13 protein-coding genes are annotated in these 15,236 nt (G+C 35.8%); 3 read left to right on the top strand and 10 right to left on the bottom strand.

The annotated features are described in order from the left end of the window. Positions 1 to 178 precede the first annotated feature (178 nt). Together EGI26_RS17735 and sucC are read right to left on the bottom strand one after the other, a co-directional pair. The gene (locus tag EGI26_RS17735; protein WP_255080407.1) at positions 179 to 931 is read right to left on the bottom strand and encodes a hypothetical protein; all 753 of its coding nucleotides are present in this window, start codon (positions 929 to 931) and stop codon (positions 179 to 181) included. A gap of 211 nt (positions 932 to 1,142) precedes the next feature. Then, positions 1,143 to 2,354 carry an ADP-forming succinate--CoA ligase subunit beta gene (sucC, locus tag EGI26_RS17740; protein WP_255080408.1) on the bottom strand — a complete coding sequence of 404 codons (1,212 nt, stop codon included), beginning with the start codon at positions 2,352 to 2,354 and terminating at the stop codon, positions 1,143 to 1,145. A 110-nt stretch (positions 2,355 to 2,464) separates the two neighbouring features. Between sucC and EGI26_RS17745 the strand changes: the two genes are divergently transcribed. After that, the gene (locus EGI26_RS17745; protein ID WP_255080409.1) at positions 2,465 to 3,115 is read left to right on the top strand and encodes an ABC transporter ATP-binding protein; all 651 of its coding nucleotides are present in this window, start codon (positions 2,465 to 2,467) and stop codon (positions 3,113 to 3,115) included. A 316-nt stretch (positions 3,116 to 3,431) separates the two neighbouring features. After that, complete coding sequence (locus EGI26_RS17750; RefSeq protein WP_255080410.1) at positions 3,432 to 4,199, top strand: queuosine precursor transporter; 768 nt, start codon at positions 3,432 to 3,434, stop codon at positions 4,197 to 4,199. Here EGI26_RS17750 and EGI26_RS17755 read toward each other — a convergent pair. The 6 genes from EGI26_RS17755 to EGI26_RS17780 form a co-directional block, all read right to left on the bottom strand. Next, on the bottom strand, positions 4,186 to 4,356 hold the full coding sequence (locus EGI26_RS17755; protein WP_255080411.1) for a hypothetical protein: 171 nt from the start codon (positions 4,354 to 4,356) through the stop codon (positions 4,186 to 4,188). The genes EGI26_RS17750 and EGI26_RS17755 overlap by 14 nt on opposite strands. 146 nt (positions 4,357 to 4,502) lie before the next feature. Then, positions 4,503 to 5,015, bottom strand: coding sequence for a YfiT family bacillithiol transferase (locus EGI26_RS17760; RefSeq protein ID WP_255080412.1), 513 nt, complete (start codon positions 5,013 to 5,015; stop codon positions 4,503 to 4,505). 141 nt (positions 5,016 to 5,156) lie between these two features. Further along, the gene (locus EGI26_RS17765; protein ID WP_255080413.1) at positions 5,157 to 5,948 is read right to left on the bottom strand and encodes an inositol monophosphatase family protein; all 792 of its coding nucleotides are present in this window, start codon (positions 5,946 to 5,948) and stop codon (positions 5,157 to 5,159) included. Continuing rightward, the gene (locus EGI26_RS17770) at positions 5,926 to 7,107 is read right to left on the bottom strand and encodes a DUF4105 domain-containing protein (RefSeq protein ID WP_255080414.1); all 1,182 of its coding nucleotides are present in this window, start codon (positions 7,105 to 7,107) and stop codon (positions 5,926 to 5,928) included. Before EGI26_RS17770 ends, EGI26_RS17765 begins: the two co-directional genes overlap by 23 nt. Before the next feature lie 57 nt (positions 7,108 to 7,164). Beyond that, positions 7,165 to 9,699 carry an ATP-dependent Clp protease ATP-binding subunit gene (locus tag EGI26_RS17775; protein WP_255080415.1) on the bottom strand — a complete coding sequence of 845 codons (2,535 nt, stop codon included), beginning with the start codon at positions 9,697 to 9,699 and terminating at the stop codon, positions 7,165 to 7,167. Positions 9,700 to 9,745: 46 nt separating this feature from the next. Next, positions 9,746 to 10,357 (bottom strand): WbqC family protein, encoded by a 612-nt coding sequence (locus tag EGI26_RS17780; protein ID WP_255080416.1) that lies wholly within the window; start codon positions 10,355 to 10,357, stop codon positions 9,746 to 9,748. Between the two features lie 59 nt (positions 10,358 to 10,416). Here EGI26_RS17780 and EGI26_RS17785 point away from each other — a divergent pair, with 59 nt between their 5' ends. Further along, positions 10,417 to 12,999: an OmpA family protein gene (locus EGI26_RS17785; RefSeq protein WP_255080417.1), complete on the top strand. Its 2,583-nt coding sequence runs from the start codon at positions 10,417 to 10,419 to the stop codon at positions 12,997 to 12,999. On the opposite strand, the gene EGI26_RS17790 is transcribed toward EGI26_RS17785, so the two are convergent. Both EGI26_RS17790 and truA read right to left on the bottom strand, forming a co-directional pair. Continuing rightward, entirely contained in the window at positions 12,996 to 13,955 is a 960-nt protein-coding gene (locus EGI26_RS17790) for an L-threonylcarbamoyladenylate synthase (RefSeq protein WP_255080418.1), read from the bottom strand. The two genes, EGI26_RS17785 and EGI26_RS17790, sit on opposite strands and share 4 nt — an antisense overlap. Further along, positions 13,952 to 15,160, bottom strand: coding sequence for a tRNA pseudouridine(38-40) synthase TruA (gene truA / locus EGI26_RS21260; protein ID WP_310587968.1), 1,209 nt, complete (start codon positions 15,158 to 15,160; stop codon positions 13,952 to 13,954). The genes EGI26_RS17790 and truA overlap by 4 nt, the downstream gene beginning before the upstream one ends. Positions 15,161 to 15,236 lie beyond the last annotated feature (76 nt).

The raw sequence follows: 15,236 nt of genomic DNA on the forward strand, positions 1-15,236 counted from the left end.
ACTATGGAATAGTATAAACCTCAAAGTTTTCGAGAAAAATGCTTTAAGATTATTTTCTTTATCAAACGTTCCAAAAAACTTGAAGGAAAGTAACCTTTGAACGATGAAGTAATTTGAGAACTAACATTTGAAACTTCGTTAGCTTTCTGTCGTAAGTGTTTATGAAATTGAAAATAGACTAAATAAAATTTTTGTACTTAGCTCCACTGCACTCGAAACATACCCCATTTTGAACATGATTATATTCTGGAAAATAACCTGCTCCAAAACATCTTGAGCAAGGGGTTAAAGTTCCGATTATTTTACCATTTATATCTAAATGAGGAATTTTTTCATTTTTGTGTAGGTCTTCATGACAATCCCAGCATAGTGTTGTCAATGCTTCATTTGGATACTCCCAAGGCTGTTTACCAGTTTGATAATATTTATGATGTATATGAAGGTTTTTACAAACTAACCATTTTATTTCTATTTCGTCACATGCTTTTACAAACTCTACTTCATACTTATTTTGTGCGATTCTAAATTCATCGTTTATGACCGAAAAAGGCATTTTATTCCTTAATAGCTCAATATCCTCAGAGTTTTGAAATTTTGGAACATCTAAAAAAGCTATTAAATTTTGGTATTTATTTTCTGGACTGAAGGAGAATAATGCCAAAGTTCTATGATTCTTGTTGGTTGAAATTAATTGAATGAAATCTTTGAAATTAAGTTCATTTGAAAAATGCCGTAAATCTTGTTTCAACAAATATGAGTATCCTGTAATAATAATTTTTTCTTTGTAAAATGACAATCCAATAGATGATAAATAAAATTGATTTAGGTGTTTTTGATTTTTACAATTTTGACATACCATTTTATCTCTTGCTAAAATCTCTTGTCTTTTGAAAGACCATTCTTTGCTTTGCAATAATTCAGAATAGGTCATAGCTATATTTTGTTAGTTATAAAATAGTTCCAACATTTAAAATACGCATCAAGGAGTCGATAAATATTCTAGATAATGAATACTCTATGTGCTAATTTTGTCTTTAATTTTTTTTCAGAAAGCCAAAAATACCAATTTTTTTTTAATATTTAAATCACAAAAAAGGGCGACTTGAAAAGTCGCCCCACACACAAAATATCTATAAAAAATCTTACGCCAACACCTTAGTAATCAATTCAGCAGCGTCTTTAAGCAATACGGCTGAGTACACTTTTAGGCCTGAGTCGTTTATTATTTTGGCTCCTTCTTCAGCGTTGGTACCTTGTAGTCTTACGATAATCGGCACCGGAATATCTCCGATAGACTTGTAGGCTTCTACAATACCTGCAGCCACCCTATCGCAACGTACAATTCCTCCGAAAATGTTCACGAAGATTGCTTTAACGTTAGGGTCTTTCAATATCAATCTGAAACCAGCTTCTACTGTTACGGCATTTGCACCACCACCTACGTCTAAGAAGTTAGCCGGATCACCACCTTTAAGTTTGATGATATCCATAGTCGCCATGGCCAAACCAGCTCCGTTCACCATACAACCCACGTTTCCGTCTAGTTTTACATAGTTCAAGTCGCTTTCAGAAGCTTCTACTTCCATAGGATCTTCCTCGGCTTTGTCTCTCAAGGCTGCCAAGTCTTTGTGACGAAACAGGGCGTTGTCGTCCAAACTTACTTTGGCATCTACGGCCAATATTTTATCGTCAGAAGTTTTCAAAACTGGGTTAATCTCAAACATAGCCGAGTCAGTTTCTTCGTAAGCTTTGTAAAGGCTCATCAAGAAAGCAACCATTTCTTTGTTGGCATTGCCTGTCATACCTAGTTTATAGGCCACCTTACGAGCCTGAAAGCCCTGTAAACCTACTCTTGGGTCTATCCACTCTTTGATGATTTTCTCTGGTGTGTGCTCAGCCACTTCTTCAATGTCCATTCCACCTTCGGTAGAGGCCATGATTACGTTACAAGCTCTGCCTCTATCCAAAAGAATAGAAACGTACAATTCTTTAGGCTCAGAATCACCAGGATAATATACGTCTTCGGCAACCAAAATTTTGTTTACCACCTTTCCTTCAGCACCTGTCTGAATGGTCACGAGTGTATTTCCAAGCAAATTCGTAGCGATGGTTTGCACGTCATCAGCAGATTTGGCCAATTGCACACCTCTTTGCTCAGTTCCAACAATTTTCCCTTTTCCTCTACCACCTGCATGTATCTGAGATTTTACAACCGCAAACTTCGAATTTGTTCTTTCGGCTATTTGCTGATAAGCAGCTATGGCCTCTTCTGGCGTAGAAGCAACAATTCCTTGTTGAACTCTTACACCATATTTCGATAAAATTTCTTTACCTTGGTACTCGTGAATATTCATAATTTATTAAATAAAAATTGAACTTTTCTAATTTTTTGCCAAATTAGCAAATTATTATACTTTTTAAAAATTTATTTCGAAAAAATACACAAAGAATTACAGAAAAATATATGTTGGAAGGATCAAACATTTACAAAAAATACGGCTCAATTGAGGTTTTAAAGGATATTTCATTGCAAATACAGCCTTCGGAGATAGTTTCCATAGTCGGAGCATCAGGAGCTGGTAAGAGCACGCTTTTGCATATATTAGGTACGCTAGACAAGGCCGATCTGGGAAAAATATATTTGGATAAAATAGAGTTGAGCCAATTGGATAACAAGGCTTTGGCCAAAGTAAGAAACGAGAAAATTGGCTTTATTTTCCAGTTTCACAATCTTATGGCAGAGCTTACGGCTAAAGAAAATATCTGTTTGCCAGCTTGGGTAGGGAAAAAAAGCAAAGAAGAAACCGAAAAGCGGGCCGAAATTTTATTGGATGCCTTGAAAATTTCGCACCGAGCCGATCATTTACCATCCGAACTGTCGGGTGGCGAACAACAGCGTGTGGCGGTTGCTAGAGCTTTGATAAACTCGCCAAAATTTGTATTTGCCGACGAGCCCAGTGGAAACCTAGACACCAAAAACGCTGAAGAGCTTCATGCATTATTTTTTGAGTTAAGAAACAATTTCGGATGTTCTTTTGTCATAGTAACTCATAATCCATCCCTTGCCGAACGCTCAGACCGCACTATTGAACTGAAAGATGGGAGGATTTTGTGAGAAGTAAAAATTAAATCTAATGGTTCTTATAAATCACAAAAATGTCCGTTTGCAAAATTTGATAGCACTGTGATTTCTAGTTAGGGGGATTTTTAATCAAATTTTTCATGAGGACTCATTTTTTGTGAGTGTTTTTTTGCTTACTTTTTTTCAAAAAAAAGTAAGTCCCCGCTGGAAAGGCGACGAAAGTGAATTAAATTTCAGTATTTAAGAAATTAGTATATTCATTTACTTAGTATTTTGCGACGTATCATAGTGATTAATGAATTCAGATTGCTATTCTCTTCGCTAATCACTAATTATTAATTCAAATTTTATGATTGGATCAAAAAAACAACTCTTATTCATCATTCTCTGCGGCATCTTCATCACCAATGCCCTAGTTGCAGAGATAATCGGAGCTAAAATCTTCTCATTGGAAGGAGTTTTTGGACTAAAACCTGCTCAAATTGACTTTTTGGGCTACAAATTAGACTTTAACCTCACAGCGGGAGTTCTGAACTGGCCAATCGTATTCATTATTTCGGATATCATCAATGAATATTTTGGAGTGAAAGGCGTAAAAATCATCTCTTATTTAACAGCGGCCTTGATTGCTTATGCTTTTCTGATACTTTATGGAGCAACCAACCTGCCTCCAGCTCAGTTTTGGCTAGATATCAACAGTGTAGATGCTCAGGGCAAATCCTTGAATATAAACAACGCCTACAGTTTGATTTTACGTCAAGGTATGGGAATAATGCTGGGTAGTATCATTGCTTTTTTGTTTGGACAAATATTAGATGCTTTGATATTCAGAAAGTTAAGACAGATGACCACCAATAAGTTTCTATGGATTAGAGCCACGGGATCCACATTGGTTTCGCAGTTGATAGATAGTTTTGTGGTGTTATTTATTGCGTTTTTCTTGTTTGGAAATTGGCCTTTTAGCCAAATAATAGCTGTGGCGTCCGTAAATTATATCTACAAATTCATTGTAGCCGTTTTAATGACACCTATTATTTACCTAATTCATTATGCCATAGACAAATATCTAGGTAAAAATGAATCCGATGATATGATAGAAAAAGCTACTTATCAGTAATTTTTTGAGCGGTCGGACAAGTAGAGCAAGCACCTGAACTGCAAGAACTACATGCCCCCGCTTCTCCTTTGGCTTGTTTCATAAATAAGCTCACAATGTATTTGATAGCAATACCAAATACAACAATGATGAAGATGTTTTCGAGTAACTGTATCATTTTGTTGTTATTTAAAAATCAATTTCGTGGCTTCGGCTCCGCTCAGCCACCTAGGTCTGAGCGGAGCTCAAAAGTTTTGAGTGGAACTCACTTAGAGATATAGCTAAGCGGAGCATAAGCCAAGCGGTAGCTGAGCGGAGTCGAAGCTAGTTCATCGCCAACTTGATATGCTCCAAATGATGTTCTGAATGCCACTTGTACAAGGCAATAACATTTCTCAAAATATAAGTTCTTTGATATCCATTGTGATAAAAAGTTTTCTCAAAATCCTCTTGCTTTAGATCTCTAAACAAGAAAACTAACCTCTCGTGTAATCCTTCTATAATTTTCAGCGAACTTTCAATTGGCAATTTAGAATCTGGCAAATTTGCCCAATCACCCTCGCTATAGCCTTTTATAGTCGGATTTTCTTCCGTTAATGCACATTTTACACGTATATACATGTTAGAATGCGAATCTGCAAGGTGATGAACCACTTGTCTAACTGTCCAGCCTTCAGGTCTGTAGGGTGTATCTAAAATAGCATCTGGCAACCCTGTGACTAAATCTCTCAAGATTTTGGGGAAATCTTCCAAATAGTTTATTGCACCGCTTAGCGATTCGTAAGGGTAATCTTTTGTGTTATCAAATTTGCCGATGGGGTATTTTAGATTTTCCATATTATTTTATTTTTTGAATTAGAATTTTTACCACAGAGTCACACTGAGTTTTTTATATTTTTTAGACAGATTTTTTGTGTTTCGCGGAGTTTTCGCTTTGCCCAATTCTTAGCGTTTTTCCGTCTTAGCGGTGAACTCCTGTTATTCCCAAAAACGCTTTATTTCTGCTAAAAGTTCTGTTTGGACGGCACTTCCTGCTATGATATCTCCTCCAAAAAGATAATTATCACCTCCAGAGAAATCAGTGACCTTCCCTCCTGCTTCGGTGACTAAAAGCACACCCGCTGCCATGTCCCATGAGTTGAGATTGTATTCGAAAAAGCCGTCGTACATACCCGCTGCCACATAAGCCAAGTCTAAGGCCGCAGAACCAAATCTACGTAAGCCGTGTGTTTTTTGCATCAATGATTCGAGAATTTGGATGTATTTTTCCATTTCTTCGAATTTATAATATGGAAAGCCCGTAGCAAACAAACTTTGTCCAAATGTTTGATTATCAGATACTTTTATTGCAGAATCGTTTCTAAAAGCACCACCGCCTTTCGTTGCCCAAAACATATCTTGGGTACAAATGTTATAGACCACACCAATTAGAACATCCTTTCCTTCAGCCAGTGCCAAACTTACCGAATAATGAGGTAAACCATGCACGAAATTAGCTGTTCCATCCAAAGGGTCTATAATCCAATTTAATCCATTTTGATCTCCTGTGGCCACTGTTCCCTCTTCTGTGATGAAACTAATATCGGGATTAATAGCTTTTAGTCTGTTAACTATCAGATTTTCAGCTTCTTTGTCCACATAAGACACTACATTGTTTATGTCTTTGTATTCAATAGAATTGGTTTTAAACTTCAGAGCTTCACCAGCAATAAATCCTCCAGCCTCTTTGGCTACTTCTTTAACTTGTTCAACTATTGGTTTTAAATCCATGGTTATTTTTTAGAATGAAAGCTACCCTGATTAATGCTGCGAGAATAATTGGTATTACTGCTAATGGAATTCCTTGGGGTTTAAAATTCCAAACCAGCAACAATCCAATGTTTAATAACGCGTAAATCCAGAGCAGAGGTTTTGTAATAGAAGGTTTTTTTACAAAAAATATGAAGGGGAATAAAATTGGGAAAGCCCAAATCACATTCATGTTTTTTTCTGTTACTCCATGATCGGTCAAAAACCAAAGTCCTAGAAAAAACCAGCCAGCTATTCCCAAAATTGAAAAGAATATTTTATCAAAAAATAGTTTTTTATTTCCTGATTTTATTTGCCCAAAAGTATAGATGGCCACTAGTCCAAACAGCATTGAGAAAACAACAAAAGGCGAAAATATGGAAGAAGAAACACTTGGTGGCTCTACCAAAGTATGTTGTATTTTACCCAAAACAAAAGGTTCTTTTAATCCACCATGAACGATTGTAGCAGAATCAAAACCCACTGAAAGATTATCGGGAAGAAACATTGCCCCAGATTCTTTCGTTTTTTCGTCAGATGGTAAGCCTATAGCGAGACTCATGCCAAAATTCATCCAAGGCTTCTTTTTGCTTGCATATTTGTCTATCCATTGGCGATAAGTGGAGTCGGCATGCAGGGTTGGCGAAAACTGAAGGGAATCTTTACAAACTTGTTGGAGAATATCCCGGATTCTACTGGCACAGTTATAGTAGAAAAAACGGTATTTGTATTCTCTATTTTCAGGCAAATAATTGTTTGTCAAAAACTGATGAAGGTCTTCTTTTTGTTTGTTAGAAAGATTCAGGATTTGCTCAGAAGCTGAACGATTTTCTTTGTATTTGTAATGGTCTATAAATGGCTGGAAATCGTATTTTGCCATTTTGTAAGGTAGTGTGCCTCTCAGGAATTTTACCACAAAGCCTGGCTGGTCAAAACTGAACGAGCCGTAATCGTAGCATTCGTTTATTCCATTTACGGGGTCCATGAGGTGCAAAACTGTGTGTCCCCAAATTTGGTATATGGCATCATCAGACGAGCCACTGGAAACAGTAACCAAACCGAATTTTGCTTCCTTCGAAAGTTGCTGAGCTATACTTTCAAAAGCTGCAAATAATAAAATTAATAAGAGTAGTTTTTTCATAAAACAAAAATAGCACGAGAATTCTTTCTCGTGCTATTGAATTATATTATTTCAAAATTATTGTTCAATCGTTTCTTCTTTAGGTTTTTTGCTAAATTTCAACAATTCATTGTTTTCCTCATGATCCACCAATATCACATCACCCTCACTCATGGTGCCTTTCAATATTTCTTCGGCCAAAGGGTCTTCCACATATTTCTGAATTGCTCTGTTCAATGGCCTTGCCCCATACTGTTGGTCATAACCTTTTTCAGCTAAGAAATCTTTGGCTTTATCGGTTAATTCCATTGAATAACCAATGCTAGTAATTCTTGAGAATAATTTCTTGAGAGAAATATCAATGATTTTATGGATATCTTCTCTAGCTAGAGAATTAAACACAATAACATCATCCAATCTGTTCAAGAATTCCGGAGAGAATGTCTTTTTTAAAGCATTCTGGATGGTAGATTTTATCATATCATCCTGATTTTCAACTCTTGACTTAGTCGCAAAACCAATTCCCGAGCCAAAATCTTTCAAATCTCTAACTCCAATATTGGAAGTCATGATGATGATTGTATTTCTAAAATCAACTCTTCTTCCCAAGCTATCCGTAAGAATACCATCATCCAATACTTGTAACAAAATATTGAAAATATCTGGGTGAGCTTTCTCGATTTCATCCAAAAGAACAACCGAATAAGGCTTTCTACGTACTTTCTCCGTTAACTGGCCACCTTCTTCATAACCTACATATCCTGGAGGAGCCCCAACCAAACGCGAGATACTGAATTTCTCCATGTACTCACTCATGTCTATGCGTATCAATGCATCTTCTTTGTCAAAAAGATATTCTGTCAACGTTTTGGCCAATTCTGTTTTACCAACACCTGTAGGTCCTAAGAAAATGAACGTTCCAATTGGCTTTTTAGGATCTTTCAATCCTACCCTAGTTCTTTGTATGGCTTTGGTAAGTTTTTCAACAGCAGCGTCTTGACCAACAATTCGTCCACGAAGCGAGTCACCCATTTTCAGGATTTTATCGCCTTCGTTCATGTTGACTTTTTTCACTGGGATACCTGTCATCATTGCTATAACCTCGCCTACGTGGTCCTCAGTTACGATATGACGCAAGGTTTTAGATTCTTCTTCCCAAGCTTGCTTGGCATTTTCGAGTTGTTCCAAAAGCTTTTTCTCACGGTCTCTCAGCTGAGCTGCTTCTTCATAGCGTTGGCTTTTGACAACTCTGTTTTTTTCTAATTTAATTTCTTCTACAGCTTCTTCTAAATCTACTACCTCTTGCGGCACATTTATGTTTTTGATGTGAACTCTCGCTCCTACTTCATCTATAACATCTATGGCTTTGTCAGGTAAAAATCTATCCGTAATGTATCTTTCTGAATATTTCACTGCCGAAACAATGGCTTCATCAGAATACGTAACATTGTGGTGGTCTTCGTATTTGCTCTTGATATTGTTGAGAATCTCGATGGTTTCGTCGATAGATGTTGCATCCACCATCACCATTTGGAATCTTCTGGCCAAAGCACCGTCTTTTTCGATGTATTGGCGATATTCATCTAAAGTAGTAGCACCAACGCATTGTATATCTCCTCTTGCCAAAGCAGGTTTGAACATATTTGAGGCGTCTAAAGAGCCGCTCGCTCCGCCTGCACCCACAATGGTGTGAATCTCATCAATGAAAAGAACGATTTGCGGATTTTTCTCAATTTCTAGCATTACCGCCTTCATTCTTTCCTCAAACTGGCCACGGTATTTTGTTCCAGCAACCAAAGAAGCCAAATCAAGCGTAACCACTCTTTTACCGAAAAGAACACGAGAAACTTTCTTTTGAACAATTCTAAGTGCTAAACCTTCGGCAATGGCTGTTTTACCCACACCCGGCTCACCAATTAGTATCGGATTATTTTTCTTTCTTCTCGAAAGAATTTGAGCAACTCTTTCTATTTCTTTTTCACGACCAACTATCGGATCTAATTTGCCGATTTCAGCCATCTTGGTCAAATCTCTACCAAAATTGTCCAATATTGGCGTCCTAGATTTTTCTCCTGTTTTGGGGTCGGCTTTCTGGCTTCCATACGATCCGCCGCCACCACCAAATGATTTGTCGTCATCGTCGGTATCTGGTCTTTCCATGGTAGGTTCTTGACCAGTCAGTTGATATTCCAACATTTCTTTGATCAACTTATAGTTGATTCTGTAGCGATTCAATATTTGGCAGCCCAAATTGTCGTCGTCTCTCAGCACAGCTAACAACAAATGTTCAGTTCCGATTACATCAGACTTGAAAATTTTTGCTTCTAAATGGGTGATTTTAAGTACTTTCTCTGATTGTCTAGTCAGGGGAATGTTAGAAAGGTTTTTGATGGTATTGGTTGCTGTTCCTCTTGTAGAGTTCTCGATAGAGGTTCTTAACTCTTCTGGATTTAAACCAGCCTTCTGAATTAGTTCTAAGCCAAGTCCTTCACCTTCACGAATCATTCCTAAGATAAGATGCTCAGTTCCGATATAATCGTGCCCCAATCTCAATGCCTCTTCACGGGCAAGAGATATAACTTCTTTTACTCTTTGTGAAAACTTGGGTTCCATTTAATCTCCTTTTTTATCGAATTAACATTATTTTTTAAAACATTGTTCAAATGACCAATTTCTTTGAACTTTTAAGAATTTGCACGCTCTCGGGTCCTTTCGAAAAAAGAAGGTCTATGACACTTAAATTTGGCTCAAACTTATTGCCAAAATTCTGAAAATATTCTTTTGACATATAAAAATCTGGAAAATCCACTCTACTCTTAGCATTAAAGCTAATAAATTCGTTTTTATTCTCAAAATACGAAAATTCGGCTTGACAAATTGTCTTGTTTATTTTTAATATTTCAAGACATATTGTCAGTGATTTGTGGTTTAGGTCTATCAAGTAGTTGTAATGTTTATTAAATAGGGGCTGAAATAAATATTCATAGTATTCGAAATAGGGACTTTTTTTGTAAGAATTTTCAATAGTCTTGAAGATTGGCTTTTGCCAATTTGTTCGATTATCTATTTTTATTTCTTTTATGATTTCGTTGTTTGGAGCCTTTTGGATAGGTACTGTCAACGTCTCTACCTGATGTGGCCCTAAAATATTTGCCCGAGTTCGGTACGATTGCTTCCTGTATTGCTCCCCAACATTGATTTTTATTTCAGATTCTTCTAAAATTGCGGTCATATAAGCCAAACATGGCAAAAAATTTGATGAGAATATCATCGTAGGATAATTTTTAAGTTTTTTAGAAGTTTAAAGAACAAAGATAATAAGGCATTTTGATGGTAAGAGGTTTTGTTTTTATAGTTTTCTGTTTATTTACTTCAGTAAATATATCAAAGGCTTTTGTGCCTGAAAATATAAAGTTGAAGGTAGTGGTCATTAATAGTTTCGATGGAAATCAGTTGCAGTCTAATTTTTCGGTAAAAGTCACACAAGAACCTAGTGGACAAGAGATAAAACTTACCAACAATAAGAAAGAGACATTTTATGATATTCCAAGAGGTAAAGTACTGAAGATTTCAGTGACAGCCGTTGGTTTCTATAATGAGGTAAAGTCTTTCGAAACGGAAAATTTGAATGATGGTGATATTTTAGAAATTCAACTAAACCCTAAGCCTTCAGGAAAATTGCAATTAACCACCATAGATGCTGAGTCTAAAGATCCAGTCGCCTCTGATATAGAAATTGTTTTTTTTTCAAGAACAAATAAAGAAAAAATAAATGAACAGAATCCGCAGATTCTATATTATTATGAAATAAAAGGAAAATATAAAATCACAACAAATGCAAAAGGATACTTAAAGGATTTCAGAGAAATTGAGCTTGATATTTCGGCTGAGCAGAAGACCGAATCGGTAGTAATTGAATTGGTCAAAAACCGCATGAAACAAGAGATTAATCTATTTGATGTATCAACAAACTTAAAAATATCTTCTGGTACGGCCGCAGTTGTACATTTGGAAACAGGACAGAAAATATTTGATGGTAAAATAGAAAACGGGAAAATACTGTTTGACGGGAATAGAAACGATAATTATACTCTGATTACCAACGCTAATGGATTTATTGAGTTTAAGTCGCCATTTGTATTAGATGGCAAACCACAAAAGTATGGCTTAACCCCTAGCTCTTCACTACAAATAGATATATTTGATGAAGAAACAAACGAAAGACTTGCCGCCGAGCTAGAAATAACCAGTCCTTCTGGTAAAAAATATAAAGTAACTACAACGAGCAAACAGTCCTATGCTTACATACCAAACGAGTCCGGAGTTTATACCATAGAACCTAAGGCAAATGGCTATATTAATCGTTCTGGTAGTTTTAATGTAAAATCTTTGGCTGCCGGAAATACTTTTTTTTCCATGAGGCTAAAAAAGGGAACCAATGAATATGTAATAAGTGTGTTTGATTTCGAAACTAAGAATCCTATTAATAATGCAATTACTAAGGTATTTAGTGAACAGTCGAGGGAAATTTCAGGGAAAGTGACGAAGCACCAAAAAACATTAAACCTAGATTCCGAGAAGAAACATTTTTTTGAGGTATCGGCAAATGGATATAATGACTACACTGCTAATGTTGAGTTGGATAAATCAATTGAAGTTTTTTTAAAAAAGAAAGTTGCTGATAAATTAGAGACATTTGAAATAAAAGTAGTTGATGAGCAAACTAAACTTTCTATTAAAGACGCGAGACTAAGAGTCTTTGAAAACGACAGTAAAGCCGTTGCCTTAAGTTTTGATCCAATTAGGTCTGTTTTTATATCTAACAAGATTAACCCCAAACTAAGTTATAGTTATGAAGTTTCTGCGAAGGGTTATAACAACCTTAAACAACAGTTAAATCTGAACGAAAGCAATGTTCAATTGGTTATGACAGCTTTTGAGATTAGCAATTTTTATTTTTCATCGATTGACGCTTTTACAAAAGAAAAAATTGATGCCAATTTTAAAGTCAAAGTAGATCAAGTTGAAATTAAACAAGACCAAGATGGAGGCAGAAAAAAAGTAAGCCTCTCTGCAACAAACAATTATCTTCTTGAAGTAAATAAAGAGAATTACAAAAGTATCAGTAAAGTTTTGGATAAGAGAGAAGCAATTAATTCAGAGTTTACTATTTCACTCTTTAGAGATTCTTATGATATCCTTTTTAAATTGACAAATAAAATAGATGCTGATAAAATTGCTGCAGTGAAAGCGTTCATAAAGAACAGAAATGACAATAAGTCCAAAGAATTAATTTTTGATATTGATAAAAATGGATTCATAGGGAATATTTCAGAAGAAGGAAATTATTATATCGAAATTCGAATGCCAGATTTTGAAGATTATTCAACAGCCTTTATGTTAAAACAAGCTAGTCCAGAAAGATTAGAGTATTTATTAACGCTAAAGCCAAAAAATAAGGCTGTTTTAAAAGTTGATAAACCAACGCTCGACCTGCCGAGAGAAGAAAAAATACCATCAATTCAAGTTTTAACACCTTCTGTTGCCAAATTAGATATCAAAAAAGGAGTCAAATATCCTCTAGAGGGTGTAAATTTTGAAAAAAGTAAGACTATACTGGTTAAAGGGGCAGAGACCAAACTCGACGGAGTGGCTGAATATTTAAAACAAAACCCCAAAGCCCAAATTGAGATTGCAGGGCATACCGATAACGAAGGCTCTGATCAAAGATTAAATCAACGTTTATCGGAGTTTCGTGCTAAAGTCATTGCCAATTATTTGTTTAACAAAGGCATTTCTCCAGATAGAATTATTACCATTGGAAAAGGATCTTCAGAACCACTTGTACCCAACGATTCAGACGAAAATAAATCTAAAAATAGACGTATTGAAATTATGATTTTGGAAGACTAAGATTTGGCTGCTGCCCTTCTTAGTCTGTCGTTTATAGCTATTCCAAGGCCTTTTTCAGGAACCAACTCGATAAATACCTTTTGAATATCCATCTTATCAAATTGTCTTAGAGCATCAAAAAGTCGAAATGCAGCCTCGTTTAGGTCTGATTTTTCAGATAAAATTATCTGATTTCCAAATCCATCTATTCGGGAATTAAACCTCAAAAAGCCAGTAGATTTTATTTCAATTAAATCTATTTTTGTGGTTGATTCCAATATCTCGATTCTCTTTTTGGGAGAATAATGCTTGCTTAGCATTCCAGGTGCTTGCGGATTTGAGCTCGAATGGTCTTTTATAAGAATTTCGCCTAGAAAAACTTTACGAATCTCGTCCAAATCAAGGCCACCTTTGCGGTAAATAATCAAGTTTTCGTTCTCACAACCCACAATGGTAGATTCCAACCCAACATTGCAAGGGCCTCCGTCAAGAATATAAGGAATTCTTTCACCCAATTGTTCATAAACATGGCTTGCTGTAGTGGGTGAGACATACCCAAACGGATTAGCACTCGGAGCAGCCAAAGGGAAATCGAGTTTATTTAAAAGTTCAAGTGTCAATGGGTGTTTTGGAATTCTTATTGCTACTTTTTCGAGTCCAGAAGTAGTTATTTCGGGAATAATTTCGCTTTTTTTAACTAAAAAGGTAATTGGTCCAGGACAAAATTTATGGGCAAGTTCTAATAATTGGGCAGGAAAATCAACCGTGTATTTTTGAAAATCTTCAATATTTCCAACATGAATGATTAATGGATCAAAGCTTGGGCGATTTTTGGCAGCATATATTTTGCTCACCGCCAAAGGGTCTAAAGCATTTGCAGCTAAACCATAGACCGTTTCGGTTGGAATAGCCACCAAATCTCCATTTTCAAGTATATTTTTGGCTTTTATTAAATCAATTCCTATTTCTGCGGTCATAATTTTTTTTCAAAATAAAGAATATCTTCTTCAGGATTTATATTGTAAGGATTAGTCTGCTCAAAACCAAGTTTTTGATACAAAGCGACCGCAGATTCCAAGCGACCCAAGGTATCTAATTTCATAATTTTAAACTTTAGGTCTTTGGCTTTATGTAAAAGACTTTCTGTTAGCGTTTTTCCAATTCCATATCCTTGATAATCAGGCAAAACAAACAACCTTTTCATTTCGCAAACTTCCTCTTCTAACTGCTTTAAAGCAACTATTCCAACTACTTTTTCACCTTCTTTTGCCAAAAGAATAGTTCCACTGGGTTCTGAATATTTGCCTGGCAGATTCTCAATTTCTTTCTGAAAACCCTGAAAACATAGCGAAATACCCAAATGAGCCTGATATTTTATAAAAAGTTCTTTCACAATCTCCATTTCGTTCATTTCAGCCTCAGAAATCTCAATTTTTCGATTAAAATATCCTTCAGGATAATTCACCTCTTCTAAAGTTAAGCCTTCTGCTTTTGCTGCAATGCCAGCTTTTGTTCTATCTTTTTCTAAAATTATCTTTTCAAAATCTTCAACCGCAATTTTCCCTGTGCCCACATTCAACAAGGTGCCAACAATGGCTCTTACCATGCCCCTCAAGAACCTATTGGCTCTTATATGAAACTCCAGCGTACCGCCGTTTTGAATCCAAAATGCTTCCTCAATTACACATTCAAAGGTGTTTACGTTGGTTTTTACCTTACTAAAACTCTTAAAATCAATATGGTTTAACAAAATTTCAGAGGCTTTGTTGAGTTTTACTAAATCAAGCTCTTTAAAATAAACCGTTGCCAAATCCTTCTTAAAAGGGTCTTTGCTATTGATTATTCTATAAATATATTTTCTATTGAGAGCGTCAAATCGTGTATGGTCATTCGGGAACATCGAAAATATCCGTATTACCGCAATTTCGCTTTTCAAAAAACCATTCAATCTATTTTTGAGAGCATCTAATTCCCTCAGCTTTTTCGAAGTTTTGAAGTGGGCATATTGTTGCCGAGCATGTACGCCGGTATCTGTGCGGCTACTGCCCATAATCGAAATTTTCTCTCCCAAAATCTTACTTAAAGCAAATTCTAGCTCTCCCTGAATGCTCAAATCATTCGGTTGTATTTGCCAACCATGAAAATTTGTTCCGAGGTATGATACCTCTATAAAGTATTTCATGTCGCAAAATTATGGATTTTTTCAGCAACTTATTTGATAAATGATTTTTTTAGGCCTTAAAAAATGCTTTAGTTTG

This window comes from Lacihabitans sp. CCS-44, from assembly GCF_024343735.1.
Classification (GTDB): domain Bacteria; phylum Bacteroidota; class Bacteroidia; order Cytophagales; family Spirosomataceae; genus Leadbetterella.

Bases quoted from the DNA above. Each gene is read 5' to 3' on its own strand.
- EGI26_RS17745 (WP_255080409.1), top strand. From the start codon at position 2,465: ATGTTGGAAGGATCAAACATTTACAAAAAATACGGCTCAATTGAGGTT.
- EGI26_RS17765 (WP_255080413.1), bottom strand. From the start codon at position 5,948: ATGGATTTAAAACCAATAGTTGAACAAGTTAAAGAAGTAGCCAAAGAG.
- EGI26_RS17775 (WP_255080415.1), bottom strand. From the start codon at position 9,699: ATGGAACCCAAGTTTTCACAAAGAGTAAAAGAAGTTATATCTCTTGCC.
- EGI26_RS17750 (WP_255080410.1), top strand. From the start codon at position 3,432: ATGATTGGATCAAAAAAACAACTCTTATTCATCATTCTCTGCGGCATC.
- EGI26_RS17780 (WP_255080416.1), bottom strand. From the start codon at position 10,357: ATGATATTCTCATCAAATTTTTTGCCATGTTTGGCTTATATGACCGCA.
- truA (WP_310587968.1), bottom strand. From the start codon at position 15,160: ATGAAATACTTTATAGAGGTATCATACCTCGGAACAAATTTTCATGGT.
- EGI26_RS17790 (WP_255080418.1), bottom strand. From the start codon at position 13,955: ATGACCGCAGAAATAGGAATTGATTTAATAAAAGCCAAAAATATACTT.
- EGI26_RS17735 (WP_255080407.1), bottom strand. From the start codon at position 931: ATGACCTATTCTGAATTATTGCAAAGCAAAGAATGGTCTTTCAAAAGA.
- EGI26_RS17770 (WP_255080414.1), bottom strand. From the start codon at position 7,107: ATGAAAAAACTACTCTTATTAATTTTATTATTTGCAGCTTTTGAAAGT.
- EGI26_RS17755 (WP_255080411.1), bottom strand. From the start codon at position 4,356: ATGATACAGTTACTCGAAAACATCTTCATCATTGTTGTATTTGGTATT.
- EGI26_RS17760 (WP_255080412.1), bottom strand. From the start codon at position 5,015: ATGGAAAATCTAAAATACCCCATCGGCAAATTTGATAACACAAAAGAT.
- sucC (WP_255080408.1), bottom strand. From the start codon at position 2,354: ATGAATATTCACGAGTACCAAGGTAAAGAAATTTTATCGAAATATGGT.
- EGI26_RS17785 (WP_255080417.1), top strand. From the start codon at position 10,417: ATGGTAAGAGGTTTTGTTTTTATAGTTTTCTGTTTATTTACTTCAGTA.